Raw genomic sequence first — 24,259 nt, forward strand, 5'->3', positions numbered from 1 at the left:
GGTTATGCCTGCAATTCTAATGATTGATGACGACGTTGGCTTATGTGAGCTAGTTGCTGAGTATCTAGCGCTAGATGGCTACCAGTTTACAGCCGCTCACGATGGCCAACAGGGTTTAGATTTAGCGAAAACCGGTGAGTTTGAGCTGATATTATTGGATATCATGCTACCCAGTTTAGATGGGTTGTCGGTACTTAAAGCACTACGCTCAGGCCAATATTGCCCAGTGTTAATGCTAACCGCACGCGGCGACGAGGTGGATCGCATTGTTGGTTTAGAGCTAGGCGCTGATGATTATCTAGCAAAACCGTTTAACCCCCGTGAATTAGTGGCGCGGATTAAAGCCATATTGCGCCGAGTAGAGCTAACTAGGGCGCCAGTAACAGAACAAAATAGCCCTATTACTGTTAACGGCTTGATGATAAACCCACAAAACCGTCAGCTAAGTTACAACGAGCAACAGATCAACCTAACAGCAACCGAGTTTCAGCTATTAGAGTTACTAATGCGCCGCGCCGGCGAGGTTGTAACTAAAGATGAGCTTAGTCGCGAGGTGCTCGGTAAACGCTTACAAATGTATGATCGCAGTTTAGATATGCATATTAGCAATATTCGCAAAAAAGTAGCGCCGTTTTGTCCCGATGAAAAAATACAAACACTGCGCGGCAGCGGTTATTTATTTCTAAAGGGGGATGCATGAATTGGTTAGGCAGGCTTAACCCATTTAACTATTTAGCCGGTCGAATTTTTCTCTGGTTTTGGCTGGTATTAATAACGGCTGTGTTTGGTACGCTGGCACTATCGCGTGCGGTAATTGAACAAACTGAAATTCGCCGCTTACCGCAAGGAGTTATTCAACAACTACAGCAACAAATTCAACCCTTTGCCGACAGCCAAAACAGTGCCGAATTACAGCAGCGTTTACAAGAACGTAGGCCTAATCGCTGGCTATTAGTCAATGCCGACAGCAATACCGTATTAACCCCGGAATTATTGCCGCGTGACTTTGACCAGCACTGGTTAACCGAGCTATCGCAACTGTCATTACCTCGTTGGCTAAAGCACCATAATACCTCGCTAGCTGGCCCTTTTATCTTAAAAGTGGGCCAAGATACCGTTGCACTATATCAAAAGCGTGAACGGTCGCCGCAGCCTTGGTGGCAACTGAGCGAAATGCCACAACATGTATTACTGATGTTAACCTTACTTATTTCTGCTATTGCCAGCTTTATTTTAGCCATATCTATTTCACGACCATTACGAGAGCTGCTGCAACGTAACTTACAGTTTGCTGACGGTGCTTTAAATAGCCGCGTTACCAACTTAAATAAACGTAAAGATGAACTTGGCCAACTCGGGCATAGTTTTAATACTATGGCTGAGCGCATTAGTACCCTCCTTACTAATCAACAACGCTTATTGCGTGATATTTCACATGAGCTGCGCTCACCATTAGCACGAGCCCAGCTGGCATTAGGCTTAACCGAGCGGCAACAAAACCTTGAACAAATACCTAGATTAAAACAAGAATTAGATCGGCTTGATATTATGCTGGACGAACTACTAACCTACAGTAAATTAGACGCCGGCCAGTACCAACTAGAAAAGCAACAGTTTGATCTAACCGAGCTGCTTGCAGAGATTATTGATGTTAACCAAGTAGAAGCCGACGCTAAGCAGCAAACAATTGAGCTAGTCGCACCACAACAACTACTAATTAATGCTGACAGTCGCCTATTAGCTCGCGCCATTGAAAATGTGCTACGCAACGCCATAAAATATAGCCCAGTGCACAGCAACATTAGCTGTATGTTACAGCAACACGCTCAGCAGCTATTAATCACTATTTGTGATCAAGGGCCCGGCATTGCCGAAAGCCAATTAGAGGCAATTTTTGAACCCTTTTATCGTGTGTCAAATAGTCGTACAGCAACCACTGGTGGCACTGGGCTAGGTTTAGCTATAGTTACTCAGGTGATTCGCCAGCATGGTGGGCAAACCACAGCAACAAACGCTAGCGTTGGCGGGCTTTGTATTAGCCTAACATTACCGGCTAACTAATTTTAATAAAACAGGCGCTGACTTGAACACTACAGCTATAGCATATCCAAGCATACGGCCACTTTTTTCTGCCCGTGAGATTAGTGATGGTTGGTTAAATCAGTTAAAGCCGTTTTGGCAAAAAATGCAAAGCGGTGTGCTAACCAGCGCCGACAATTTGCAGCTACGTTACTATTATCATTTAGTACCCAATGCCCAGAACGCTATTGTTATTAGCAGCGGCCGGATGGAAATGGCGTTAAAATATGCTGAATTATGCTTTGAGTTAACCCAAGCTGGCTATAGCGTATTTTTACTGGATCATCGCGGCCAAGGTCTATCACAGCGCGAGCTTAGCAACCCGCACAAGGGCTATGTTGCTAACTTCGAGTTATATCAACAAGATTTTGCGCAGTTTGTGCAACAGATTGTGCTGCCAAGTCAACATCAACGCCATATTGCGCTAGGCCACTCAATGGGTTGTGCTATTTTGGCTAGCTATCTACAACAGCCACACCCGTTTCAAGCCGCCATCTTAGCGTCGCCCATGTTTGGTATATATACGGGGTTAGTTCCTACTGGCATTGCTACAACCATTACTTGTACCTTTAGTGCACTTAATCGCGCCGTTAGTAAAACACCTTGGTATTTTTTAGCTCAAGGTAACTATCAAGAAAAAGCTTTTCGGCATAACCCGCTGACCAGTTGCCAACAGCGTTATCAGGGGGTATTGCAGCGGTATCAAGAGCAACCGCAAAGCCAACTTGGCGGTGTAACCAGCGCGTGGATCGATGCGGCAATTGTTGCTATGAACCAAATACAGCAAGATGCAGCCAAATGGCATACTCCCACCTTACTGCTGCAAGCGGGTGCTGATAAAGTTGTTAGCAACCATGCGCAAAATGCTTGGTATCAACAACTACCATCTGCTGTGTTACATCAAAAAGTTATCTTAGCCATGGCTAAACATGAAATTTTCATCGAGCAGGATCATATTCGACAAAAAGCCATTACTGCCATTAATACTTTCTTAGCGCAGCTGCCGTCAATACGCTAATTTGTTACACTAGTGTCCGAAATTAAACGGAGCTTTTATGCTACACGTCGTGCTATTTGAACCTGAAATACCGCCTAACACTGGCAACATAATTCGACTTTGTGCTAACACCGGCTATATGCTGCATTTAATCGAGCCGTTAGGCTTTGCCTGGGATGACAAGCGCATTAAGCGAGCTGGATTAGATTACCATGAGTTCGCTCAGGTGCAGCGCCATGTTAATTTTGCCGCATTTGTTAATACTATAGCGCCAATTCGCATGTTTGCTTGCACCACCAAAGGCCATACTAAACATTCTGATGCCACTTACATGGCCGGTGATGCACTTATCTTTGGTCCAGAAAGCCGAGGTTTACCCCTGGAGGTGCTGCAACAGCTACCCACAGAGCACTGGTTACGTATTCCAATGACCGCTAACAGCCGCTCGATGAATTTATCTAATGCCGTAGCCGTTTTTGTCTATGAATCTTGGCGTCAATTAGATTACACTGGGGCAAGAACCTAGTTTTATATAGTGTATAGTTTGTACAAAGGATTGTCTTACCACTATATTTAACCCTGTAAATTTGGTTACAAGGATGTATGCCACTATGTCGATGTTAAGCGGGTTGTCTACAGCAAGTTTGTTTTTTGCCTTAGCCCCAGTTGATCACGCCAGCACTCTGCTTGGGTTATTAGGCCTAGCAGCCGTGCTTTTGCTGCTGGTCGCGTTCATTGTGGTTTATAGTAAAAAGCTAAACCACAGTAACAATCTACTTATTGCACAGCAGAAAATACTCGATAGTGTGATACAACCCACCGAAGATTGCCTCACCCCACACGAACAAAGCAGCAACACAACTTTTCAGTTTGAACAGGCCAATGCAACGACGCTGCAGATCCGCGATAACCAAACCAAGTTATTTACGCCAGAGCTTTTATTAGAGTATCTGCAATCTTTCATCAATTTCAGTAACGAACGCCAGCCTAAATTTGCACTATTAATGCTGAAGTTTAGCCAGCTATTTGCCTCTGACAGCGCTAAGCCTTTAACGCTGCTAGCTAATGTTATTGAGCAATTAAGTACACAGTTAACAGCGACGCTTGATCAGAATTATATTATCGCCAGGTATAATGCTGATACCTTTGCCATCGTGGTACCGCCACATATGTGTAATGCGCAACTTGAAATAGCACTAAACCGTTTGGCGCATCGGCTACTGCCACTGCCTGAACACCTTAACATCGCCGATGCTAAAGTTGCGCTGCAATCGTTGATTGGCATTAGCATTTATCCACTAGATGGCTGCACTCCACCAGAACTTATTTTTGCCGCGCAACGTGCGGTGCAACGTGCTGCTAAAATGGGCAATAATAACCTTCAGTTTGCAGATACCGCGCTACAACAACGCGTATTTGAATATCAAATTTTAGAGACTGAATTAGATAAGGCGTTACGCCAAAATGAAGTAGACGTTTACTATCAACCGCGCATTAGTATTGGTAGTAACCGTGTCGTCGGCTATGAAGCCTTGCTAAGATGGCATAGCCCCAAACGCGGTGTTTTATTGCCAAAGCAGTTTCTTAACGTAGCAGATGAAACTGGGCTAGTTATTCGTTTAGATCAGTTAGCATTTAAAACCTGTTGTGCGCAATTACAGCAGTGGCAGTACACCGGTACTAATAGAGGTAGAATATCGCTAAATATTGCTAGCCTTAGCTTTACCCAAACCGACTTTGTTTTTTACTTAACGCAACAGCTTGAACACCACGCGTTGGACGCGGCTCAATTTGAATTAGAACTGCATGAAGACATTCTACTGCAACCTGATGCGGTAACCACCAATAAGCTCAAACAGCTTGCAGAGCTTGGTTTTCATCTCACCTTAGATAATTTCGGCGTTGGCGTGTCATCGTTATCCATGTTAAGAAATACGCCATTACATAGCATTAAAATAGCCGCAAGTTATATTAAACATATAGAACATAACGAACAGCAACGTAACATTACCGCTAGTTTAATTAGGCTGGCTTCTTATTTACAACTCGACGTTATCGCCACAGGTATAGAAAACGAAATGCAGGCTTATTTATTACATGTAATGGGCTGTGATATTTTGCAGGGACATTTATTTAGCCAAGCGCTGCCATCGACAGAGATTCCAGATTTACTCGCCAGAGAAAATAGACTGTTACGAAAAGAGGTAAGCTAATTTAGCTTACCTCATCACGCTTCTCTCTACCAAGTAAGTCTAACGCCGCGGCTTTTACATCTTTGCCCTGATACAAAACAAGATAAATCTGTTCTGTAATAGGCATTTCTACGCCAACCCGCTGCGCCAAGTTAAATACCTCTTTAGCATTACGGAAGCCTTCAACAACCTGACCAATGCTTTGCATCGCATCTTCTACGCCTTTGCCCTGCCCCAGTAATAGGCCAAAACGACGATTGCGCGACTGATTGTCCGTGCAGGTTAGTACCAAGTCACCCAACCCCGCCATACCCATAAAGGTATCTTTTTTTGCGCCAAGCGCACAGCCCAAACGCGACATTTCCGTTAAACCACGGGTAATTAACGCGGTACGCGCATTAGCACCAAAACCTATACCATCGGCCATACCCGCACCAATAGCAATTACGTTTTTAACCGCACCACCAAGCTGTACACCAATAAAGTCGGTATTGGTATAGACACGGAAACTTTTAGCACAGTGTAGCAAGTTAGATAATTGGCCAATAAACGCAGCATCGGTAGACGACAGTGTGATTGCCGTTGGCAATCCCATTGCCATTTCTTTAGCAAAGGTAGGACCAGAAAATACCGCCAGCGGTATAGTTTCGCCTAATACTTCGCGCGCTACATCTTGCAATAAACGGCCAGTTTCGGGCTCTAAACCTTTTGTCGCCCACGCTACTCGAGAATCAGGTCGTAATAATGGCTTTATTTGTTGCAAGGTTTCAGCAAAAGCATGGCTAGGCACAACGAGCAGAATATCTCGACTGCTAGCTACAACCGCAGCCATATCAGCAGTTACTTGCAACGAATCAGGAAAACGCACATCGGGTAGGTATTTTTGATTAAGGCGCTGCTCCGACATCTGTTGCATGTCTTGTGCATTGCGCCCCCACAAACTAATCGAATTACCGTTTCGTGCAAGACAAATAGCAAGGGCAGTGCCATAAGAGCCTGCCCCTAGTACAGCAATAGCTGACTGCTGCATTAGTTAACCGTTACGGCCTGGACACTTTGTGCTTCGGCTTGACGCTGCTGCACATATTGGGCAAATAATGCATCAAAGTTAACCGGCGCTAAATTAAGCTGCGGGAAGGTACCGCGATTTACTAAGTTTGATACCGCTTCACGCGCATAAGGGAATAACGCATTTGGACAAAATGATGCCAGCATATGAGCCATTTGTGCATCTTCCATTGGCCCAATTGAAAAAATACCCGCTTGCTGTACTTCACATAAAAACGCGACTTCACCTTCAACCGTGGTGGTAACCGTTAACGATAATATAACTTGATAAACGTTCTCTTCTAGCTTTTCACTACGAGTATCTAAATCTAACTTAACTTCAGGCTTCCACTCTTTGCGGAAAATTGCCGGTGCGTTAGGCGCTTCAAATGAAATATCTTTAACAAAGATACGTTGGATCGCAAATTGTAAACCTTGTTGTTCAGTTGCAACGCCATTTGCTTGTTGTTCGGCCATGATAATTCCTATTATATTTATAAGTTAAGTAAAGGGTCGAGTTGTCCGCTGGCATCAAGGGCTAACATGTCATCACAACCACCAATATGGCGAGCGCCAATAAATATTTGTGGCACAGTAGTACGGCCACCTGCTCGCTCGATCATTTCAGGGCGTAACTCTGGTTTTTCGTCAATACGAATTTCCTGATAGCCTACACCTTTTTTGTTCAACACCGATAATGCGCGAGTACAATAAGGACAATATGCTTTGGTGTAAATAGTCACTTGTGACATCACTACCTCTTAGTTTTTACTACCGGTAAATTAGCGCTACTCCAACTACCCATGCCGCCTTGTAATACAGACACAGAAGTGAAGCCTTGCTTTAATAAGCTAGCAGCTGCTTTTTGTGCAGTTACACCAGCTTGGCATATTACAATAATGGGTTCTGCTTTATGCTTTTCAAGGCCAGCAAGTTGCTGTTTTTCAATTGCCGTCATTTGCACATTACGTGCGCCGGTAATATGACCTTTGTTAAAATCAGCTTCATTGCGAATATCAACTAATATCGCGTTTTGCCGATTAACCTGCAGTGTTAACTCCGTGGTATTAACTTGCTTAATGGCAGAAAAACGTGATTTAACTAAACTACTAATTAACATCACAAATAACACCACCCACACCGCACTTAAAATAGGATGATTTGTTGCAAACTCTATATACTGCTGCATATTCACTCTGCTTTTAACTGAAAATTTTCAACGCCGAGTATACTTAGTTTCAGTGAAGAAAGCAGCACTGTGCACACCAGAAGCTGAACACAATACTGGAGAATTATGCAAAATTCGGTAATATAGCAGCTCGCTTTTTGCCTAATTCTTAACAACGGAGCTTACATGACAAGCCAGAAAAAACCTTTGGTGTTATTAATTCTTGATGGCTGGGGTTATCGAGAAGATGTAAGCAACAATGCTATCGCACAGGCAAATACCCCAGTTATGGATCAACTATGGCGAGATTACCCTCATACTTTAATCTCTGGCTCTGGTTTAGATGTTGGCTTGCCTGATGGTCAAATGGGCAATTCAGAAGTAGGTCATGTAAATTTAGGCTCAGGTAGAGTGGTGTATCAAGATTTTACCCGCATTACTAAAGCCATCAGCGATGGCGATTTTTTTACTAACCCAACATTAGTCAATGCCGTAACAAAGGCCAAGCAGCAACATAAAGCCATACACATTATGGGTTTACTATCACCAGGTGGCGTGCATAGCCACGAAGATCATCTATTGGCTATGATTAAACTGGCCGAACAGCAACATGCTGGGCCTATTTACTTACACGCTTTTTTAGATGGCCGCGATACCCCCCCCCGCAGTGCTAAGGCATCATTGGAAAAAATACAGGCTCACTTTACACAAACAAAAAGCGGTCAAATTGCTTCTGTTATTGGCCGCTATTTTGCAATGGACCGAGATAAACGTTGGGATCGGGTGCAAAACGCCTATGACTTATTAACCCAAGGTAAAGCCGACTTTCAAGCTAGCGATGCATTACAAGCGCTAAGCATCGCATACCAACGTGATGAAAATGACGAATTTGTAAAGGCTACAGCCATATTGTCTAGCTCTGGTAACCCGATACAAATGCAAGATGGCGATGCGCTTATCTTTATGAACTTTCGAGCTGACCGCGCACGCCAATTTAGCCGTGCATTTATTAATGACGACTTTGCTGGTTTTGTGCGTCAATACCGGCCAAAACTTAGTAGCTTTGTCATGTTAACCGAGTATGCCGCCGATATAAAAGCGTCCTGCGCTTACCCACCAGAGCGCTTAAATAATGTATTAGGCGAATGGTTAGCCAAACACAATAAAACTCAGTTACGCATTTCTGAAACCGAGAAATACGCGCATGTAACGTTTTTCTTTAGTGGCGGGCGCGAAACGCTATTTCCCGGCGAACAACGTATTTTGGTCGACTCGCCTAAAGTCGCGACCTACGATCTACAACCTGAAATGAGCTCAACCGAATTGACAGACAAACTGGTGGCTGCAATTCATAGCCACACGTTCGATGTCATTATTTGTAATTATCCTAATGGCGATATGGTTGGCCATACGGGCATTATGTCAGCAGCAATAAAAGCCGTTGAAGCGGTAGACCACTGCATAGGCCGCGTAGTTGCCGCCTTGCAAGACGTAGGTGGTGAATGTTTAATTACCGCCGACCATGGCAATGCGGAACTGATGTTAGACACGGATTCTGGCCAAGCACACACGGCACACACTAGTGGCCCAGTACCGTTAATTTATGTTGGTCGCTCAGCTAAGGTAACTGAGGGCGGCATTCTCAGTGATGTCGCACCCACTATGCTGCACCTAATGAACATGCCAATACCGCCTGAAATGACCGGCAAAATTTTAATGCTGCCACAATAAATGCAAACTACGTTAACTCGCGTATTCGTGCAGTCAGTATGCTGGCTGCTGTTGCTTTTTGCCCTACCTACGCTGGCACAACAACAAGCAAAAGAGAAAGAGCTCGCAGAGCTAAAGCAGCAAATTCAGCTTACTGAGCAGCAAGTTAAGCAGCAGCAAAAGCAATTAGAGAAATCTGAACAAAAACTACAGCAATCGGATAAAGCACTAGCCGAAGCCGCGCTAGCCACACGTAAAACGGAGCAAGAAAAGCAGGCATTAGTAATACGTGAACAGCAATTGCTAGCACAGCAAACCGAGCTTGAACAAACCCTGCAACAACAGCAGGCCATGTTAGCGTCACAGTTAAAAAGCGCTTACAGCTTAGGCCAGCACGATTACAGCAAGATGCTGCTTAATCAGCAAGATGCTGCTAAATTAGAGCGGGTATTAAGTTATTACCAGTATTTTAATCGCGCTAGGCTAGCGCAGCTTGCGGCTTTAAACAAAACCATAAACCAGCTACAGCTAGTGCTAACGGAACTAACTGACAAACAACAGCAGTTAGCCACAGCACTTCAAACCTTACAGCAACAACAGCAGCAATTAGCCCAAGCAAAAGGCGAACAGCAGTTAGCGGTAAAACGTTTACAAGATACCTTAAAACAACAAGGCCGGCAGCTAGATTATTTGCGCCAAAACGAAACCAGTATGCAAGCTACATTAGAAAAGTTACGTAAGCTGGCGCAAAAAGCTAAAGAGTTAGCGGGTTTAAACAAACAAAAAGGCAAGCTTACTTGGCCACTTAACGGTAGCTTGCTACAACGTTTTGGTGAAAACCGCGAAGGTGGCGTATCATCACGTGGCATCCTGATCCAAGGCAGCGAAGGCGAAGCCATTAAAGCCGTCGCCGACGGCCAAGTTATTTATGCCGACTGGCTCAAAGGTTACGGTTGGGTTATTGTGCTAGACCATGGTGCCGGTTTTATGAGTCTATACGGACATAACCAAAGCTTATTAAAGCAACCTGGCGCGCGTATTAATGCTGGTGAAACTATAGCGCTAGCGGGCATGAGTGGCGGACAGGCATCAGCCGGTCTGTATTTTGAAATACGCAATAAAGGCGAAGCGGTTAATCCATTACAATGGTTAGCCCAAACAAAGCGCTAAATATTTACCCTGATAATTTGTAATTGCGCACTTCGTTTCATTAAGTTGGCGTGGCCGTAACCAGCACCAAGAGAATAATAATAACGTGCAAAGACTATTTATAATTTGTTTAGCTTTATTGAGCTTAAATATACAGGCTGCGGATAACAAACCGCGTATTGCTATTATTATTGATGATATCGGCTACCATAAGGCCGATCTTAAACTGATAGATTTACCTTTTGCGCTTACCTTTTCGGTGCTGCCATATACCCCCTATGGTCAGAGTGCTGCACGCTACGCGTTTCAAGCACAAAAAGACGTAATGCTACACATGCCTATGCAAGCCTCTAATAGCAAACAACCTGGACCAGGTGCGCTGACAGCTGATATGTCTAGGCAGCAAGTGCATAAAGCGCTGCAACTAGCATTAGCCGACATTCCCTACGCTATTGGCATTAATAACCATATGGGCAGTTATTATACGGCTCAAGAACAACCAATGGCATGGGCGATGGAATATTTGCAAAAACGCCATTTATTCTTCGTCGACAGCCTAACAACCGCACAAAGCAAAGCAGGAAAGTATGCTCAACAATATGGGGTAACAAATTTAAGTAGGCAGGTGTTTTTAGATAATGAGCAAACTGAAGCGGCAATTTCAAAACAGTTTGAAACACTATTACGTATTGCGCGAAAACGCCAAACGGCGATAGCTATTGCCCATCCGTACCCAGAAACCTATACGTTTTTACGCAAAAACTTACCTAAACTACAAGAGCAAGGCATTGTTTTAGTAAGTATTACCCAGTTATTACCACAGAGTCATAATGTGATAGCGGCGGGGTTTACTGCACCGGCTAGTTCTGCGCCGTAATAATTTACTTTAAAAAAAACCGCCAATGGCGGTTTTTTACTATTGCTTTTGTTGTTGTAAATAATGCAGTAACTCTGCAGGCGGCATCGGTTTAGCGTACATAAAGCCCTGCACCTCATCACAGCCCATTAATTTTAATGCCTGTTCCTGCGCTTTGTTCTCTACGCCCTCTGCAATAGTAAATAACTGCAGACGCTTACCCAAATTTATAATGGTTTCGGTAATGACTTCACCCGCAGTTAAATCGAGGTCGCGAATAAACGCCCGATCAATTTTAATTCGGTCTAACGGTAGCTGTTGTAAATAACTCAACGATGAAAAACCAATACCAAAATCGTCAATTGCGACTTTAATACCAAAGCTTTTCAACTTCTGTAATGCATCAATCACCATTTTTGGCTCATCCATTACCACCGACTCGGTAATTTCCAATTCAAGGTATTCCGGTTTAACCTGGTATCGATTCACACAATCGATAACTGATTGTACAAAACCATGATTTCGAAACTGCGGCATAGACACATTTACGGCGATTCTTAAACCGGTATAACCTTGTTTCTCCAAGGCCTTAATATGTAAGCAGGCTTGCTCTAATACCCAGTTGCCAATATCTATAATTAGCCCAGAATATTCAGCTAATGGAATAAACACCGCAGGAGAAATAAATTGACCATTCGCCTGTGGCCAGCGCAGTAGCGCTTCCATACCAACCATGCGCTGACTAGCCAGTTCAATCTGCGGTTGATACCACAACTCCAAGCGGTCGTTAAAAAAGTCATGTCGCAGCATTCTGAGCATAGCTAAACGCTCTGCCATCTCTTCTTCCATATCAGCGGTGTAATACTGATAATTAAACCCTAACCGCTTTTTGGCTTTATTTAGTGCTATATAAACATGCTTTAAAATAATTAACCCTTGCTCGGCACTATCAGTTAACCGACAAAGGCCAAAGGTAGCATTAACTTGCAGCGTATACTCAGAGGCATGAAAGGGTTCGTTAAACACCGCATTTAAACGCTCTGGTGTAAGCTCACTTTCTGGCCCTACCACACCAAATACATCAGCGCCAATGCGCCCTAGCTGGCATGTTTCACCAAAATATTCAATTAAGCGAAAAGTAATGGCGATCAATAATTCATTGCCAACATCTTGGCCTAAGCCATCATTCACATCAGAAAAGTGATCAACATCAATTAACACCGCAATGTTGTTTTCTGCCTCGTAGCGCCTGGTGTCTTGTAAGATCTGAATAAATTCGTTTCGATTTGGCGTTTTGGTTAGAGGGTCAATATAAGCCGCATGTTTAAGTTGCTGAAACAACGTTACATTTTCATAACCAATTGAAATATTGGTTAAAAAAACCTCTATTAGCTGACGATCAAGGGCCTCTACTGGCCGATTTGTTTCAATATAAACTGCCGCACTATGTTTATCATTACCCAGATAAAGCACGGTATCTAGATCAGTGAATATATGCTGGCGGCTTTGTAAGCATTGAGTAATTTGGTTAACAATACGTATGTTATCTAACCGGTTAAGTTGGCATTTAATATAGGGCGCAAACTGCCCTGCCGCACCTAGTACATAAATATTTTCGCTAGCGGTACCATCATCTTCAATTTGTGCACAAAGTACGCCTTCAGCATGTAAACCTATTAACGACGATATTTGCGTAACCACACCCTCAGAAAATTCATGTAAAGAGTGCTGTTCCAGTAAATTGGCGCCAGCGTTGATTATTTTTTGTAAGCCGCGACGGCTCTGGTTAATAGTACGAATTTGCTGATACGAACGTAAAGAAGCAATTATTGAGGTAACTAACTTACTGCGGGTTAATTCGGTTTTCGTTTTATAGTCATTAATATCATATTCTTTAATGACACTTTCTTCTGGCGCATAACCCGGTTGGCCGGTGCGTAGTACAATACGCAGCTCTTCCATACACAGCTCGTCACGGATCTGGCGTACTACCTTTAGCCCAGCATCATCAGACTCCATCACTACGTCTAGCAGCACCAAGGCAATTTGTGGGTTTACACGCAAAAACTCTATTGCGGTTTTACCAGAATAAGCATGATGAAATACCAACTGTCGTCCCATAACCACTAAATCGTTCAGCGCCAACTTAGTAACGGTGTGTATTTCTTCGTCATCATCAACGATCAACAGATGCCATTCACCCAACGTCTGCTCTATAGCTGACCCTGCGGGATCATCCTCTGCTAAAAACAGAAAATCTTCATCCGTATCCAATGATGCCATAACTCAACCTTAAATAATGATTCTCATTAAATATACATGCTTAGTTTGCATAAGGGTAAGTTATAACATATTTTATTTTGAGCAAGCCTTATAGTGTTACTTGCGACAAATTAGTGCAACAACACGACTATTCTCATTGCTGTCTAGTGGATAACATTGTAATGACCAAAATAAATACCCTAACTGGCCAACAGCGCTTACAGCAACTGGCTAAATCGCAGTTTGGTAGTGCGGTTATACCACCGGTAGAAGCCGCAGGGAAAAGCACCAACTCAGAGCAAGGGCAATTTAGCGATAAGCATCGTCAACTATCTGCGCGCTCTGGCGCGAGTGTGGCAACGGGATATGCGGGGTTAACGTTAACACAGCGCGCTGAACGGCGCATACAAATGCAGCTAGAACGGCAGCAACAAAATCTTGAGCGTATTATGGCGCTAGCGCTAGAGTACTGCCCGGAATATGTGTCAACACAGGATATTGACCCTGATTGGTTTCAGCAGTTTTGTGATCTAACACTAGATATTTCTAATTTTAGTATGCAACAGCTATGGGCCAAGATTTTGGCTGGCGAAATTGCCAGCCCAGGCAAGTTTTCATTAAAAACACTACATACGTTAAAACGTATGAGCTTTAAAGAAGCACTAGCACTGCAACAAGCGGCGAATTTGAGTTGCCGTACGCGGCAAGACCCCACCGCACGTATCTATTTTGGTTATAGCCACCGGCCGTCATTATGGCGGGTATTAACCGGCCGCAGCCGAGCCGTATTAAATCTTAATCAATTTGGTTTAAGCTACACACAAATACTAAGCCTAATTGATATAGGTTTGTTACACAGCTCTGAAATTGAAAGCGGCGAGTTGCCTATTGGCCAGGCTCTAAACTGGCAATACCAACATCTGAATATCATTGGTACCATCAGCAGTAAAAATGTGGTGCTACAATATTATAAATATACCGCCAGCGGCGCTGAGTTATTACCGCTATTAAGCACTCAGCCAAACCAGCAGTATTTAGATGCCCTTAAACAATTACTGGTCGGTATTGTTAGCTTTTCCGATTAAACACCAACGCAAGATTAAGTCTAGCTTTGTCGCTTCCAGTGGCTTAAAAATTACGTCATTCATACCCGCACTAACAAACGCATTTACTTCCTCTTCTAGCGCATGAGCGGTAAACGCCAGTATTGGCGTATGCAGATAGGCAGGTAGCTGGCGTAATTGCTTAGCGACCTCTGTTCCAGCAATATCAGGTAGTTGTATATCCAGTAGAATAGTATCAAAAGTATACTGTTGACATAGCTTTAGGGCGTCAATACCACAGCTAGCGGTATAAAGTTGTACTGGTTGGTCTTTTAACAATACTTGTACAAACGCAAGGTTAGTTGCATTGTCGTCGACTACTAACAAACTAGGATGACTTGGCGTTGTCGGCGCCGTTAAGCGCAGATCATCAAGACAAAATGGATTGGATCTTACTTCTAGCTGTAACGCCTCACGCCATACTGGCAATTGCGCGGCAGAGGCATAACAGAGTACACGGCCAGGTTGCCGACTAAGCCACTGCAACTGCTCTCGCCACTGCGACAACTCTGCAGGCTCCGGCAACATAATAACCGCAGTGTCATAAGAAAACTGCTTAGCCGCTCGTTCTAGCTCGGCTAAGTTAGTACATTGTGCCAACTGTTCGGCAAGCGGTGTTAAGCCTTCAGCTCGCTCTACAAGGCTGGCATGCTGCTGATCACATAGTAAGAGATGAGGCACTTTAGTTGGTACTAGTGCAACTGCGTCGGTTACAGGTAAAACTAGGGCAATTGTGCAACCTAGCCCTTCTAAAGACTGTATCGTCAAGCTTGCTTGTAATTGCCGCATTAATACGATCAGAATACCAACGTCACTCTCATGCCACTGCAATGAGCGGGTGTCATCACCAGCTAACAACTGCCGGATCCTTGATGAAATACCATCACCATTTCCGGTAATACTAAGATGTAAGGCAATATCAGACTGGCTAACCTTAAGCTGTACGCGCAAGGTTAGATCAGAAACAGACTTAGCTCTACTGGCTATTTGTGCCATAGTTACCAGCAACATTGCTAAGTGTGCAGATGAAAAACTAATTTCGTAGCTTAAATTATCAGCCGTTTCAAATAACTGAAGCTCTATCGCTTTACTACTACATAATTGCTGCAGTACAGAGCGCTGATCAGCAAGAAAGGTAGACAGTTTAAACTGCTGCGGTGGCTCTTTAGCAGTGCCAAGCTCTAGCTTTAGTAATCGTATTTGCGCTAACAGATGCTCGGTTAATTCGTTATCACTTAATTCGGCATGCTGCCGTATTTGCTGCAAGCTAAACAAACGGTTTTGTATCAACTGTTCAGACGACGAACACTGTAACTGCAATGCAGAATATTGCTGCTGAATTTGCTCACACTGCTGTTGCACTTGCTCAAGCTGCTGCTGCAATTGTTGGTTGGTTTGTTCCGCTGCTATGATTATTTCCGATTGATATTGGCTTAGCCGATTTAACGCTGGCTTTAAAATCACTAATTCCGGTACCAACTCTTCGTTAAGTTTAACATTAAGCTGGCCGTGGCATAGTTGATTTAGTTTGTGCACAATTAAACTAACATCGGTATGTTGACGCTGTGCCAATTGCATTAGATGCTTTTGCAGCATCATCAGCACGACGAGGCCGATTAAGCCCACAATACCAATGGGCGGCAACCAATCCCCAAGCCCAATTACTGGTTCAAATACCAGTAACAGATAATGCGGCTCTAAGTATGCGTTACTGCTTTTACTGCCATTGGTAACATCTTGAGTATTAAGTGGCTGTAGTGCTAATAGCTGATTGGCGTAAGACTGTATAGAAAATGAATGAACAGGTTGGCTATAAGTGAAATTTTTAACTACGCCAATGGCGTCTGTCGTGACAAGCACCTGATGTTGCTGATTATAAATAGCAATGGCATTTAAAGGCACGGCACTGGTATAACGTAGATTATTTAACTGCGCCTTTAATAGTTCGGTATCTTTTGTTTTTAGTAATGGTTGAATACTAGACTGCAACATTGCAGCCATCTGTTCAATTTGAATATGTTGTTGGGTTTCTGCTTCAAATTTAAACCACAGCCCAATAAATGATGCCATAGCAATAAGTGCAATTAACCATGGCAGCATTATCTGCCGAAAATAATTGGGCAAAATTAAACCTGAACCATTAAGGATGCGGTAACTATAAAGCTATTCGATTAGTGTAACAAGGTAACTATGCGGTAATAATATCAGGTGCGCTGCAGTGAGCCGCAACGCACCAGTAAATTAAAAATGAAACTCTACACCGACAAAAACACCAGTAAAATCGAGATCGGCATACAGATCATCGATATCATCAAGCCTTAAATTAACTGCTCGATAGCCTGCTTTTAAACGCATATCAACTGCTAAATTATCTAACAGCGCATAACCAATGCCTGCTTGTACATCATACAAGCGGCTACCGCTATAGGATACAAAACTACCTTGCGCAAACAGGTCAAGGCCAGTTAACGGCAAACCAACGTTAGCCGATGTGTAAAGCATAGGGATAATTTGTGATACATTTTGCACCCCAGCAAGGTTGCCTGCTGTTTGCGATACACCAACACTGCCCTTAATGTATTTGCCATTAACGCCAAAGTCTAAGCTAACCAGATCGTTATCAAGAATTTCATAATACAAAACATAATCAGTGTTAGTTAAATCAACCTGATTATTAACTTGGCTACCAGCAAGAAAGCCGCTATCAGCAAAACTAAAATTAGCATCAAGCGTGGTTACGCCACTGGCTTCCAGTTTATTATGCTGCAAGCGAATATTAGGTAATAAAGGAATAGGATGCTCTAGCGCAACATAAAATGACGTTTGCGTTTTATCATCAAACTTAAACTGCTGCATTGCGCCAGTATCGGCAAAGCTACCTTTGGTTGCTGCGTTCCAACCATCGGCACCTATATACAAACCAAGCAATGTATCGGCGCTAACCGCACTACTTAACAAGATACTGCTTAGCGACAATATTAATGCTGTTTTTTTCATACTGTGTTTTACCCTTGTGTTAATAATTCAGACAAATCGATAAGCGCCGCATTTGCCCGAGAAATATAATTCGCCATCACCAAACTGTGATTCGCCATTAAGCCAAAGCCACTACCATTAAGTATCATTGGGCTCCAAATAGTTTGTTGCGTAGCCTCAAGTTCACGAATAATTTGGCGTAAACTCACCATGGCATTTTTTCGTTGTAGTACATCCGCAAAATCAGTCTCAATGGCTTTTAAAAAATGTAATAACGCCCAACTTGCGCCTCGCGCTTCGTAAAACTCGTCATCTAGTTTCCACCAACTGGTTTTTACCATTGAACTGTCAGCTACATTAGTTGACTGGCGTGCTGAAGTTTCACCAGCTAAATCGGTGTTCACCCTGTCTTGACCAACACTGGCGCTTAAACGCTGAGAATAACTACCAAGACGTTTTTGTACCGCATTTAACCAATCGCGTAAATTATCGGCACGGGCATAAAATTGGCTGTCAGGTTTGGCAGGATCGGCCAATTCAGTGCGATACAAATACAGTTTAGCAATAGCTTTACGGTATTCAGACTCAGCACTGGGAATAGCCCAATTACGATGATCAATATTAAACATCGGTTGCGCCAGTTTTAAATGTACGTTTTCTGTAGATTGTGACTGCGAGCGGCTGAAGTCTTTACGTAATGCTAGCGCTAGGTCGCGCGACATTTCTAGCACGCCTAATTCCCATGCTGGCATATTATCTAAAAACACAAACGGCGGCATAATATCATTCGAGATATAACCACCGCGCTTATCTAATAAGGTTTCACTTACCCTTATCAACGCCGTTGTGGTGCTATAACCAATCATCGCGTCGTTGCCAAGTTGCTGTCGACTTTGTTTAATTTCATCAACCAGCATATCTGGCTCTTGGCTCACCCACCAACCCGTTATATAAAACAGCACCAACACTAGCGCGAGTAGCGCACCAATGATTTTTTTATTTAACATTTTATATCCTTTAACGTTTCGGCATTGCCACTACGGGCAATGACAGCGTTAACTGCTGGCCATTAGCAAACTGTAATACAACATCTATTGATTGACCAATGCTTAGGCTGCTAACCGGTTCAAATAACATTAAATGTAAACCACCGGGTGCAAGCGCAATGCTGTTTCCGGCTGTTATAACTATTTGCTCAACTTGTTCCATACGCATCATGCCGTCTTTATGGCTATGTTGATGCAACTCAGCGCGCGCAAACGCCGGTGTTGTTGCGCCAACGAGAACTTGGTCTTGGGCTGAACTATTATGCAGTGTAAAATATGCCGCAGTAACCGTGCGACCAGGCATTGGCAAACGCACTTGCCCACTATCGCCAGTTACAGCGCTCTCGGTTGTGGCAAATGCACTGGCACTTAAAAACAGCAAGGCAGTAAAAAATAATCGCATGTTATTTCCCCTTGAAAGTCACTGTCTTATATTACACCAGTTTCGCTAACCGCACAGCCTGTAACGTAAATCAATATTTGTAATACCGTTTAACGGTCTGGCAAAACAACCGCAGCAACCAAGTAGGCGACTATTATGGCGGTTGGAAATAGCAGCAACAATACAATAGCGAGTAACCGAATTAACCACCGCGGTTGTTGATAATAACCAGCAAAACCAGCGCATACTCCGGCAACTTTGCGATAGGCTCTTGCGCAGTACCAACGGTTAGTATCATAAGTTGCCATTTGTATAGTCTCCGGTTGTGTTGTCATAAGGTGTATTATTTTTTTTTGCTATCCACATCAATACAATGAATAGCGTAAAAGTGAGTAATTCAGTGCTTATCCAGCTCATTCCTTTTACTCCGTTAACGGTGCAAGCCACTGCCACAACAGCATCGCTGACAAAATACTTAGCGCAGGGCTTAAAAAAATCAGCAATAACCAGCTAGATGACACGAGCACGGTTTACTTAGCCGCGCGCTGCAATGGCTGGTCTGCTTTATAAGCCAGCATCTGACGCACTGCACTATCTGGTGTTTTAGCCAACCGGCTATTTAACTCGTTAGCTGTTTTTGTTAGCGCTAATTTAACATCTAGTAGCATGCTATGGCGCAGTTCGATAAGTTGCACGCTTGCCACTGAACGCATCTGTTCAGATAGTTCATTAGCCGATATTGCTGTGCTATAAATGCTTGCAGCGAAAGTAGTGGTAAGCAAAAGTGTAGTAAGTGCTTTCATTATTATGTCCTTAAAATAGTTAGCTCAATTTACTGCATTACACACTAGGTGTTTCAAGTGCTGTGCCAACCATGAAAAAACACGTAACTCATTGATTAAATTTAAAAACAAAAAAGGCGAGCCGTTTTGCATCGGCTCGCCTTTTATCTGAAAACTAAAATGTGGTTAAATTAGCTAACTAGGTAGTCAATTCCGCTACTGGAGTGATTTTTGCCAACGCCTGTAGCAATAACTCAGGTGTAGCCGTGCTTAAATGCCCCTGCTCGCTCAGCAAGCGTCGCCATTGTCGTGCACCTGGTAGTCCTTGAAATAAGCCCAGCATGTGCCGTGCAATGTGCCAAAAACGCGCGCCCTCGCACATTTGTTGCTCGATGTACGGCAACATCTCTAGCACCACCTGCTGCGGCGTTCGAACGGTGCCAGTAGCACCATAAATTAGCTCGTCCACCGCACTTAATAACATTGGATTGGTGTAGGCTTCGCGCCCCACCATTACACCATCTAAATGCAGCAACTGCTGCTGCACTTGCTCAAGCGTTTTAATACCGCCATTAATACTGATATTTAGCTGTGGAAACTCGCGCTTTAATTGATACACCCGCGCATAGTTTAACGGCGGAACTTCGCGATTCTCTTTGGGGCTCAAGCCCTTAAGCCACGCCTTGCGCGCATGCACAATAAATTGCTGGCAACCTGCTGCCGCTGTTGTAGCAACAAAATCTTGTAAGAACTGATAATCATCTGAGTCATCAATACCAATGCGGGTTTTCACGGTAATAGGAATGCTAACAACGTCTTGCATCGCTTTAACGCAATCAGCTACCAGTTGCGGTTGTGCCATTAAGCACGCGCCAAACATGCCGTTTTGCACCCGGTCTGACGGGCAACCAACGTTAATATTTACCGCATCATAGCCGCGCTGCTCAGCCAACTTAGCACAATGCGCCATATCAGCTGGGTTAGACCCACCCAATTGCAACACCACCGGGTGCTCTTGGGTATTAAACGCTAAATAATCCCCACTGCCATGAATAATAGCCCCAGTAGTAACCATCTCGGTATAAAGCACCGCATGCTGAGTTAACAACCGGTGAAAATAACGGCAATGCCGATCAGTCCAATCCAGCATGGGCGCAATAGAAAACTTATGATCAGTTTGTACTAAAGAGGTCATTAATTACTTCATATCAGGCAGGTTGCGGCCGTAAAACACTTCGCGCATTTCACGAAATACCTTTTTGCTAATGGTTTTTTGCTCTTCTGCTGTCATAGAGTCGGTGCCCATACCAAACAAATAATTGTTTAGGTCGGCTTCTTTTAACATCATTTTGGTATGAAACAGATTATCTTGGTAAACGTTTACGTCGATCATCTGGAAAGCACGCTTGGTATCTTCATCCATAAAATTTTGAATTGATGAAATAGGATGGTCAATGTAGTGCTTGGTACCACTGATATCACGGGTAAAACCGCGTACACGATAATCAATAGTCACAATGTCAGATTCAAAACTGTGAATTAAAAAATTCAGCGCTTTTAACGGCGAGATAATACCGCAGGTAGACACTTCGATATCGGCACGAAAGGTACAAATACCGTCATGCGGATGCACTTCTGGGTAGGTATGTACACAGATATGGCTTTTATCTAAATGCGCTACTACAGCGTCAGGGCGCGGGCCTGGGTTTTCTGAGTTATCAGGGTCGACCAGTATTGGCTCTTCACTTACTAATATAGTTACGCTGGCGCCTTGCGGATCATAATCTTGGCGTGCAACGTTTAAAATATTGGCGCCAATAATATCAGTAACTTCGGTTAAGATATCGGTAAGGCGATCCGCATTATACTGCTCATCAATATATTCAATATATTCTTGCCGGTGCTGCTCGGTTTTAGCATAGCAAATGTCATAAAGACTGAAACTCAGGCTTTTGGTCAGGTTATTAAACCCGTGTAGTTTCAATTTTTCAAAAGGCTTTACCACTTAACACGCTCTCCGCTAAAAACCGCTCACCGGTTATAAATTAAATTACTCTGGTTTATTCTGCTGTTGGCTTTAAATCTGAAGCCTTAACACTAAAGGAATGCGTTACTGCAACACTACCCGATAGCATTATTGATACTGAACAATATTTATCAGCTGACAACTGCACTGCTCGTTCAACCTGCTTTTCACTTAGGTTAAAACCGGTTACTTCAAAATGCAGATGTATTTTGGTAAACACTTTAGGAATAGTTTCAGCGCGCTCTGCGCTTAGCTTTACTTCGCAGTCTACGACTTGCTGACGGGCTTTTTGCAAAATACTAACGACGTCAACCGAGGAGCATGCTCCCGCGGCCATTAATACCATTTCCATAGGGCTGGGCGCGCAACTATCACTACTATTGCCATCAAAGACTACAGCATGACCACTGCCAGAACGACCAATAAAGGTGTTGTTATCTTGCCACTTGACGCTTGCTTCCATTACCGCCCCCTATTTCTAAAAATAAAGAGACTATTCTACGGAAAAGCAGCGAGGGTATCTAGCCTATTTGTTATCAGGGTGGGAGCTAATCGAGTAAATCGGCAATAGCATTGTCGAATAAATTTTTGATTAGTAACGAAACTTCATTAATAAGTTCAGCTTGTTGGTTAGTGGCGTTTTTTTCTAACACGCTAGCGAGCACTTCCTGAAAGTCATACATGATGCCATCAACTTCACGAATAATCATACTGCGGTGATTTATTTCTAGCTCGGTGTGCTGAGTACAAAGTGCGATGATTTGCTCAGCAATAGACTCTTCAAGCAGTTCGCCAATGGTTTTCTTGCCCTCGCCATTACCCGTTGCTTCAAACAAGGATAAATGCTCAGTCAAAAACTGGATCAAGTGTTCGTATCCTGGTTTGTCTGTGACCATAACTTGCTTACACCCGATCTGCGGTAAGAAACACCAATAAGTTATCGTTATTTAAGCAAAATAACACAAATAAAACAAATCGGGGCGTAGGCCCCGATAAGATTTATTTTTTATTCGCTTAGAACGTTAAACCTGGTGACAGCTGTTCAGGCATCACCACTTGCTCTAGTTCAACCGATGCCACTGGATACGCGCAATAGTCAGCAGCATAATAAGCGCTGGCTCTGTGGTTACCACTTGCGCCGATACCACCAAAAGGTGCGGCAGAACTAGCGCCAGTTATTGGCCGGTTCCAGTTAACTATACCAGCGCGGATACGACGGAAGAAATGCTGATATAACTCAGCGCTGTCGCTTAACAGGCCTGCCGATAAACCAAATCGAGTACGGTTGGCACTATCAATTGCTTGGTCAAAATCAGTAAAACGGAATACTTTTAACAGCGGGCCGAAATGCTCATCGTCTGGAAAATCAGTTACGTTAGAGCATTCAATAATACCCGGTGTAACCAATGCTGTGCTTTCATCTAAATGACGCATTTCTAAAAGTACCTTGCCACCTAGCTCAACCAGCTGTTGTTGCACCGCCAGCATGCCCTTGGCTGCAGCAACCGAAATCATTGAGCCCATAAAAGGCTGTGCTGCTGCATCATAAATACCCACGGTAATGTTTCGGCTTACCTCTAACAGGCGCGCTAAAATCGCGTCACCTTGGGCGCCAACCGGTAAATATAATTTACGGGCACAAGTACAGCGTTGACCAGAAGAGATAAACGCTGATTGCACAATATCGTGCACTGCGGCATCAATGTTACTAACGTCTTGCACAATCAGCGGATTGTTACCGCCCATTTCTAAGGCTAAAATTTTATCTGGACGGCCAGCAAATTGCTGGTGTAAATAATGGCCAGTGCGCGAGCTACCGGTAAAGAAAATACCATCAACGCCATCATGGCCTGCAATGGCTTTGCCGGTGTCTACTTCACCTTGTAATAAATTTAATACGCCTGCTGGAATGCCGGCCTGCTGCCATAGCTTCATGGTGTCTTCCGCTACCTTTGGCGTTAATTCTGATGGCTTAAACAACACCGCATTTCCTGCCAATAACGCTGGAACAATGTGCCCATTGGGTAAATGACCTGGGAAATTATAAGGGCCAAATACAGCAACTACGCCATGAGGTTTGTGACGAATAAAGGCTTTACCCTGTGGCATGGGATTTTCTTTGCTACCGGTACGTTCTTGGTAAGCGCGTACTGAAATATCAATTTTACCAATCATTGCGCCAATTTCGGTACGCGCTTCCCACAGGGCTTTACCTGTTTCTTGCGCTACTGATAACGCCATAGCTTCTTTATTTTCTGTTAGCAATTCAGCAAATTTTTTGACTATGGCAACACGCTGTTCAAAACTTAAACCGGCCCAGTGATATTGCGCTTGGCGAGCACTTTGTACCGCCATATCGACCTGATTGGCAGTGGCCGCATGACCCTGCCAAATTTGCACGTTTTTTGCCGGATCTAGTGAGTTAAATACACTGCCTTCACCTTGCAACCATTGGCCGTTAATAAATTGTTCCGCGTGTTTCAT

Annotated in this window: 25 protein-coding genes; 9 read left to right on the forward strand and 16 right to left on the reverse strand. The window is 43.7% G+C overall.

All coding sequences use genetic code 11. The annotated features are described in order from the left end of the window. The first annotated feature begins 4 nt into the window (after window positions 1-4). From E0Z06_RS11710 to E0Z06_RS11730, 5 genes are all read left to right on the forward strand, one after another. Window positions 5-700 carry a response regulator transcription factor gene (locus tag E0Z06_RS11710; protein ID WP_132584882.1) on the forward strand — a complete coding sequence of 232 codons (696 nt, stop codon included), beginning with the start codon at window positions 5-7 and terminating at the stop codon, window positions 698-700. Continuing rightward, entirely contained in the window at window positions 697-2,061 is a 1,365-nt protein-coding gene (locus E0Z06_RS11715; protein ID WP_132584884.1) for an ATP-binding protein, read from the forward strand. Before E0Z06_RS11710 ends, E0Z06_RS11715 begins: the two co-directional genes overlap by 4 nt. 22 nt (window positions 2,062-2,083) lie before the next feature. Continuing rightward, entirely contained in the window at window positions 2,084-3,097 is a 1,014-nt protein-coding gene (locus E0Z06_RS11720; protein WP_132584886.1) for an alpha/beta fold hydrolase, read from the forward strand. A 37-nt stretch (window positions 3,098-3,134) separates the two neighbouring features. Next, a complete protein-coding gene (trmL, locus tag E0Z06_RS11725; protein WP_132584888.1) occupies window positions 3,135-3,602 on the forward strand; it encodes a tRNA (uridine(34)/cytosine(34)/5-carboxymethylaminomethyluridine(34)-2'-O)-methyltransferase TrmL in 468 nt (155 codons plus the stop codon). 85 nt (window positions 3,603-3,687) lie between these two features. Further along, complete coding sequence (locus E0Z06_RS11730) at window positions 3,688-5,289, forward strand: GGDEF domain-containing phosphodiesterase (protein ID WP_165907399.1); 1,602 nt, start codon at window positions 3,688-3,690, stop codon at window positions 5,287-5,289. A gap of 1 nt (window position 5,290) precedes the next feature. On the opposite strand, the gene gpsA is transcribed toward E0Z06_RS11730, so the two are convergent. Genes gpsA through E0Z06_RS11750 form a run of 4 tightly spaced genes read right to left on the reverse strand, consistent with a single transcriptional unit; the run spans window position 5,291 to window position 7,504 of the window. Next, on the reverse strand, window positions 5,291-6,298 hold the full coding sequence (gene gpsA / locus E0Z06_RS11735; RefSeq protein ID WP_132584892.1) for an NAD(P)H-dependent glycerol-3-phosphate dehydrogenase: 1,008 nt from the start codon (window positions 6,296-6,298) through the stop codon (window positions 5,291-5,293). Further along, a complete protein-coding gene (secB, locus tag E0Z06_RS11740; RefSeq protein ID WP_132584894.1) occupies window positions 6,298-6,792 on the reverse strand; it encodes a protein-export chaperone SecB in 495 nt (164 codons plus the stop codon). Before secB ends, gpsA begins: the two co-directional genes overlap by 1 nt. A gap of 17 nt (window positions 6,793-6,809) precedes the next feature. Further along, window positions 6,810-7,067 carry a glutaredoxin 3 gene (grxC, locus tag E0Z06_RS11745; RefSeq protein WP_132584896.1) on the reverse strand — a complete coding sequence of 86 codons (258 nt, stop codon included), beginning with the start codon at window positions 7,065-7,067 and terminating at the stop codon, window positions 6,810-6,812. A gap of 2 nt (window positions 7,068-7,069) precedes the next feature. Then, entirely contained in the window at window positions 7,070-7,504 is a 435-nt protein-coding gene (locus E0Z06_RS11750) for a rhodanese-like domain-containing protein (RefSeq protein ID WP_132584898.1), read from the reverse strand. Window positions 7,505-7,669: 165 nt separating this feature from the next. On the opposite strand from E0Z06_RS11750, the gene gpmM reads away from it, so the two are divergent. From gpmM to E0Z06_RS11765, 3 genes are all read left to right on the forward strand, one after another. Further along, complete coding sequence (gene gpmM, locus E0Z06_RS11755) at window positions 7,670-9,214, forward strand: 2,3-bisphosphoglycerate-independent phosphoglycerate mutase (protein ID WP_132584900.1); 1,545 nt, start codon at window positions 7,670-7,672, stop codon at window positions 9,212-9,214. Further along, a complete protein-coding gene (locus E0Z06_RS11760; protein WP_132584902.1) occupies window positions 9,215-10,363 on the forward strand; it encodes a peptidoglycan DD-metalloendopeptidase family protein in 1,149 nt (382 codons plus the stop codon). 118 nt (window positions 10,364-10,481) lie between these two features. Then, on the forward strand, window positions 10,482-11,219 hold the full coding sequence (locus E0Z06_RS11765; protein ID WP_243695504.1) for a divergent polysaccharide deacetylase family protein: 738 nt from the start codon (window positions 10,482-10,484) through the stop codon (window positions 11,217-11,219). 39 nt (window positions 11,220-11,258) lie between these two features. Here the strand turns inward: E0Z06_RS11765 and E0Z06_RS11770 are convergent, their stop codons facing one another. Beyond that, window positions 11,259-13,481 carry an EAL domain-containing protein gene (locus E0Z06_RS11770; RefSeq protein WP_132584906.1) on the reverse strand — a complete coding sequence of 741 codons (2,223 nt, stop codon included), beginning with the start codon at window positions 13,479-13,481 and terminating at the stop codon, window positions 11,259-11,261. Window positions 13,482-13,642: 161 nt separating this feature from the next. On the opposite strand from E0Z06_RS11770, the gene E0Z06_RS11775 reads away from it, so the two are divergent. Then, entirely contained in the window at window positions 13,643-14,545 is a 903-nt protein-coding gene (locus E0Z06_RS11775) for a TIGR03899 family protein (RefSeq protein ID WP_132584908.1), read from the forward strand. Here E0Z06_RS11775 and E0Z06_RS11780 read toward each other — a convergent pair. From E0Z06_RS11780 to astD, 11 genes are all read right to left on the reverse strand, one after another. After that, complete coding sequence (locus tag E0Z06_RS11780) at window positions 14,513-16,663, reverse strand: hybrid sensor histidine kinase/response regulator (protein WP_132584910.1); 2,151 nt, start codon at window positions 16,661-16,663, stop codon at window positions 14,513-14,515. The genes E0Z06_RS11775 and E0Z06_RS11780 overlap by 33 nt on opposite strands. 141 nt (window positions 16,664-16,804) lie before the next feature. After that, window positions 16,805-17,560: a TIGR04219 family outer membrane beta-barrel protein gene (locus E0Z06_RS11785; protein WP_132584912.1), complete on the reverse strand. Its 756-nt coding sequence runs from the start codon at window positions 17,558-17,560 to the stop codon at window positions 16,805-16,807. A gap of 8 nt (window positions 17,561-17,568) precedes the next feature. After that, complete coding sequence (locus E0Z06_RS11790) at window positions 17,569-18,546, reverse strand: DUF2333 family protein (RefSeq protein WP_132584914.1); 978 nt, start codon at window positions 18,544-18,546, stop codon at window positions 17,569-17,571. A 10-nt stretch (window positions 18,547-18,556) separates the two neighbouring features. Then, on the reverse strand, window positions 18,557-18,988 hold the full coding sequence (locus tag E0Z06_RS11795; RefSeq protein ID WP_132584916.1) for a copper chaperone PCu(A)C: 432 nt from the start codon (window positions 18,986-18,988) through the stop codon (window positions 18,557-18,559). A gap of 89 nt (window positions 18,989-19,077) precedes the next feature. Further along, complete coding sequence (locus tag E0Z06_RS11800; protein WP_132584918.1) at window positions 19,078-19,275, reverse strand: PspC domain-containing protein; 198 nt, start codon at window positions 19,273-19,275, stop codon at window positions 19,078-19,080. A 222-nt stretch (window positions 19,276-19,497) separates the two neighbouring features. Next, window positions 19,498-19,770: a hypothetical protein gene (locus E0Z06_RS11805; RefSeq protein WP_132584920.1), complete on the reverse strand. Its 273-nt coding sequence runs from the start codon at window positions 19,768-19,770 to the stop codon at window positions 19,498-19,500. A 178-nt stretch (window positions 19,771-19,948) separates the two neighbouring features. Then, window positions 19,949-20,944, reverse strand: coding sequence for a tRNA dihydrouridine(20/20a) synthase DusA (dusA, locus tag E0Z06_RS11810; protein ID WP_132584922.1), 996 nt, complete (start codon window positions 20,942-20,944; stop codon window positions 19,949-19,951). A 3-nt stretch (window positions 20,945-20,947) separates the two neighbouring features. Next, on the reverse strand, window positions 20,948-21,754 hold the full coding sequence (speD, locus tag E0Z06_RS11815) for an adenosylmethionine decarboxylase (protein WP_132584924.1): 807 nt from the start codon (window positions 21,752-21,754) through the stop codon (window positions 20,948-20,950). Window positions 21,755-21,809: 55 nt separating this feature from the next. Beyond that, window positions 21,810-22,238: an OsmC family protein gene (locus tag E0Z06_RS11820; protein WP_132584926.1), complete on the reverse strand. Its 429-nt coding sequence runs from the start codon at window positions 22,236-22,238 to the stop codon at window positions 21,810-21,812. An 85-nt stretch (window positions 22,239-22,323) separates the two neighbouring features. Then, window positions 22,324-22,671 (reverse strand): DUF3802 family protein, encoded by a 348-nt coding sequence (locus E0Z06_RS11825; RefSeq protein WP_132584928.1) that lies wholly within the window; start codon window positions 22,669-22,671, stop codon window positions 22,324-22,326. A gap of 118 nt (window positions 22,672-22,789) precedes the next feature. Continuing rightward, window positions 22,790-24,259 carry a succinylglutamate-semialdehyde dehydrogenase gene (gene astD / locus E0Z06_RS11830; protein WP_132584930.1) on the reverse strand — a complete coding sequence of 490 codons (1,470 nt, stop codon included), beginning with the start codon at window positions 24,257-24,259 and terminating at the stop codon, window positions 22,790-22,792.

The sequence above is a fragment of the Rheinheimera sp. D18 genome (assembly GCF_004345025.1).
Taxonomy (GTDB): Bacteria; Pseudomonadota; Gammaproteobacteria; order Enterobacterales; family Alteromonadaceae; genus Alishewanella; species Alishewanella metallidurans.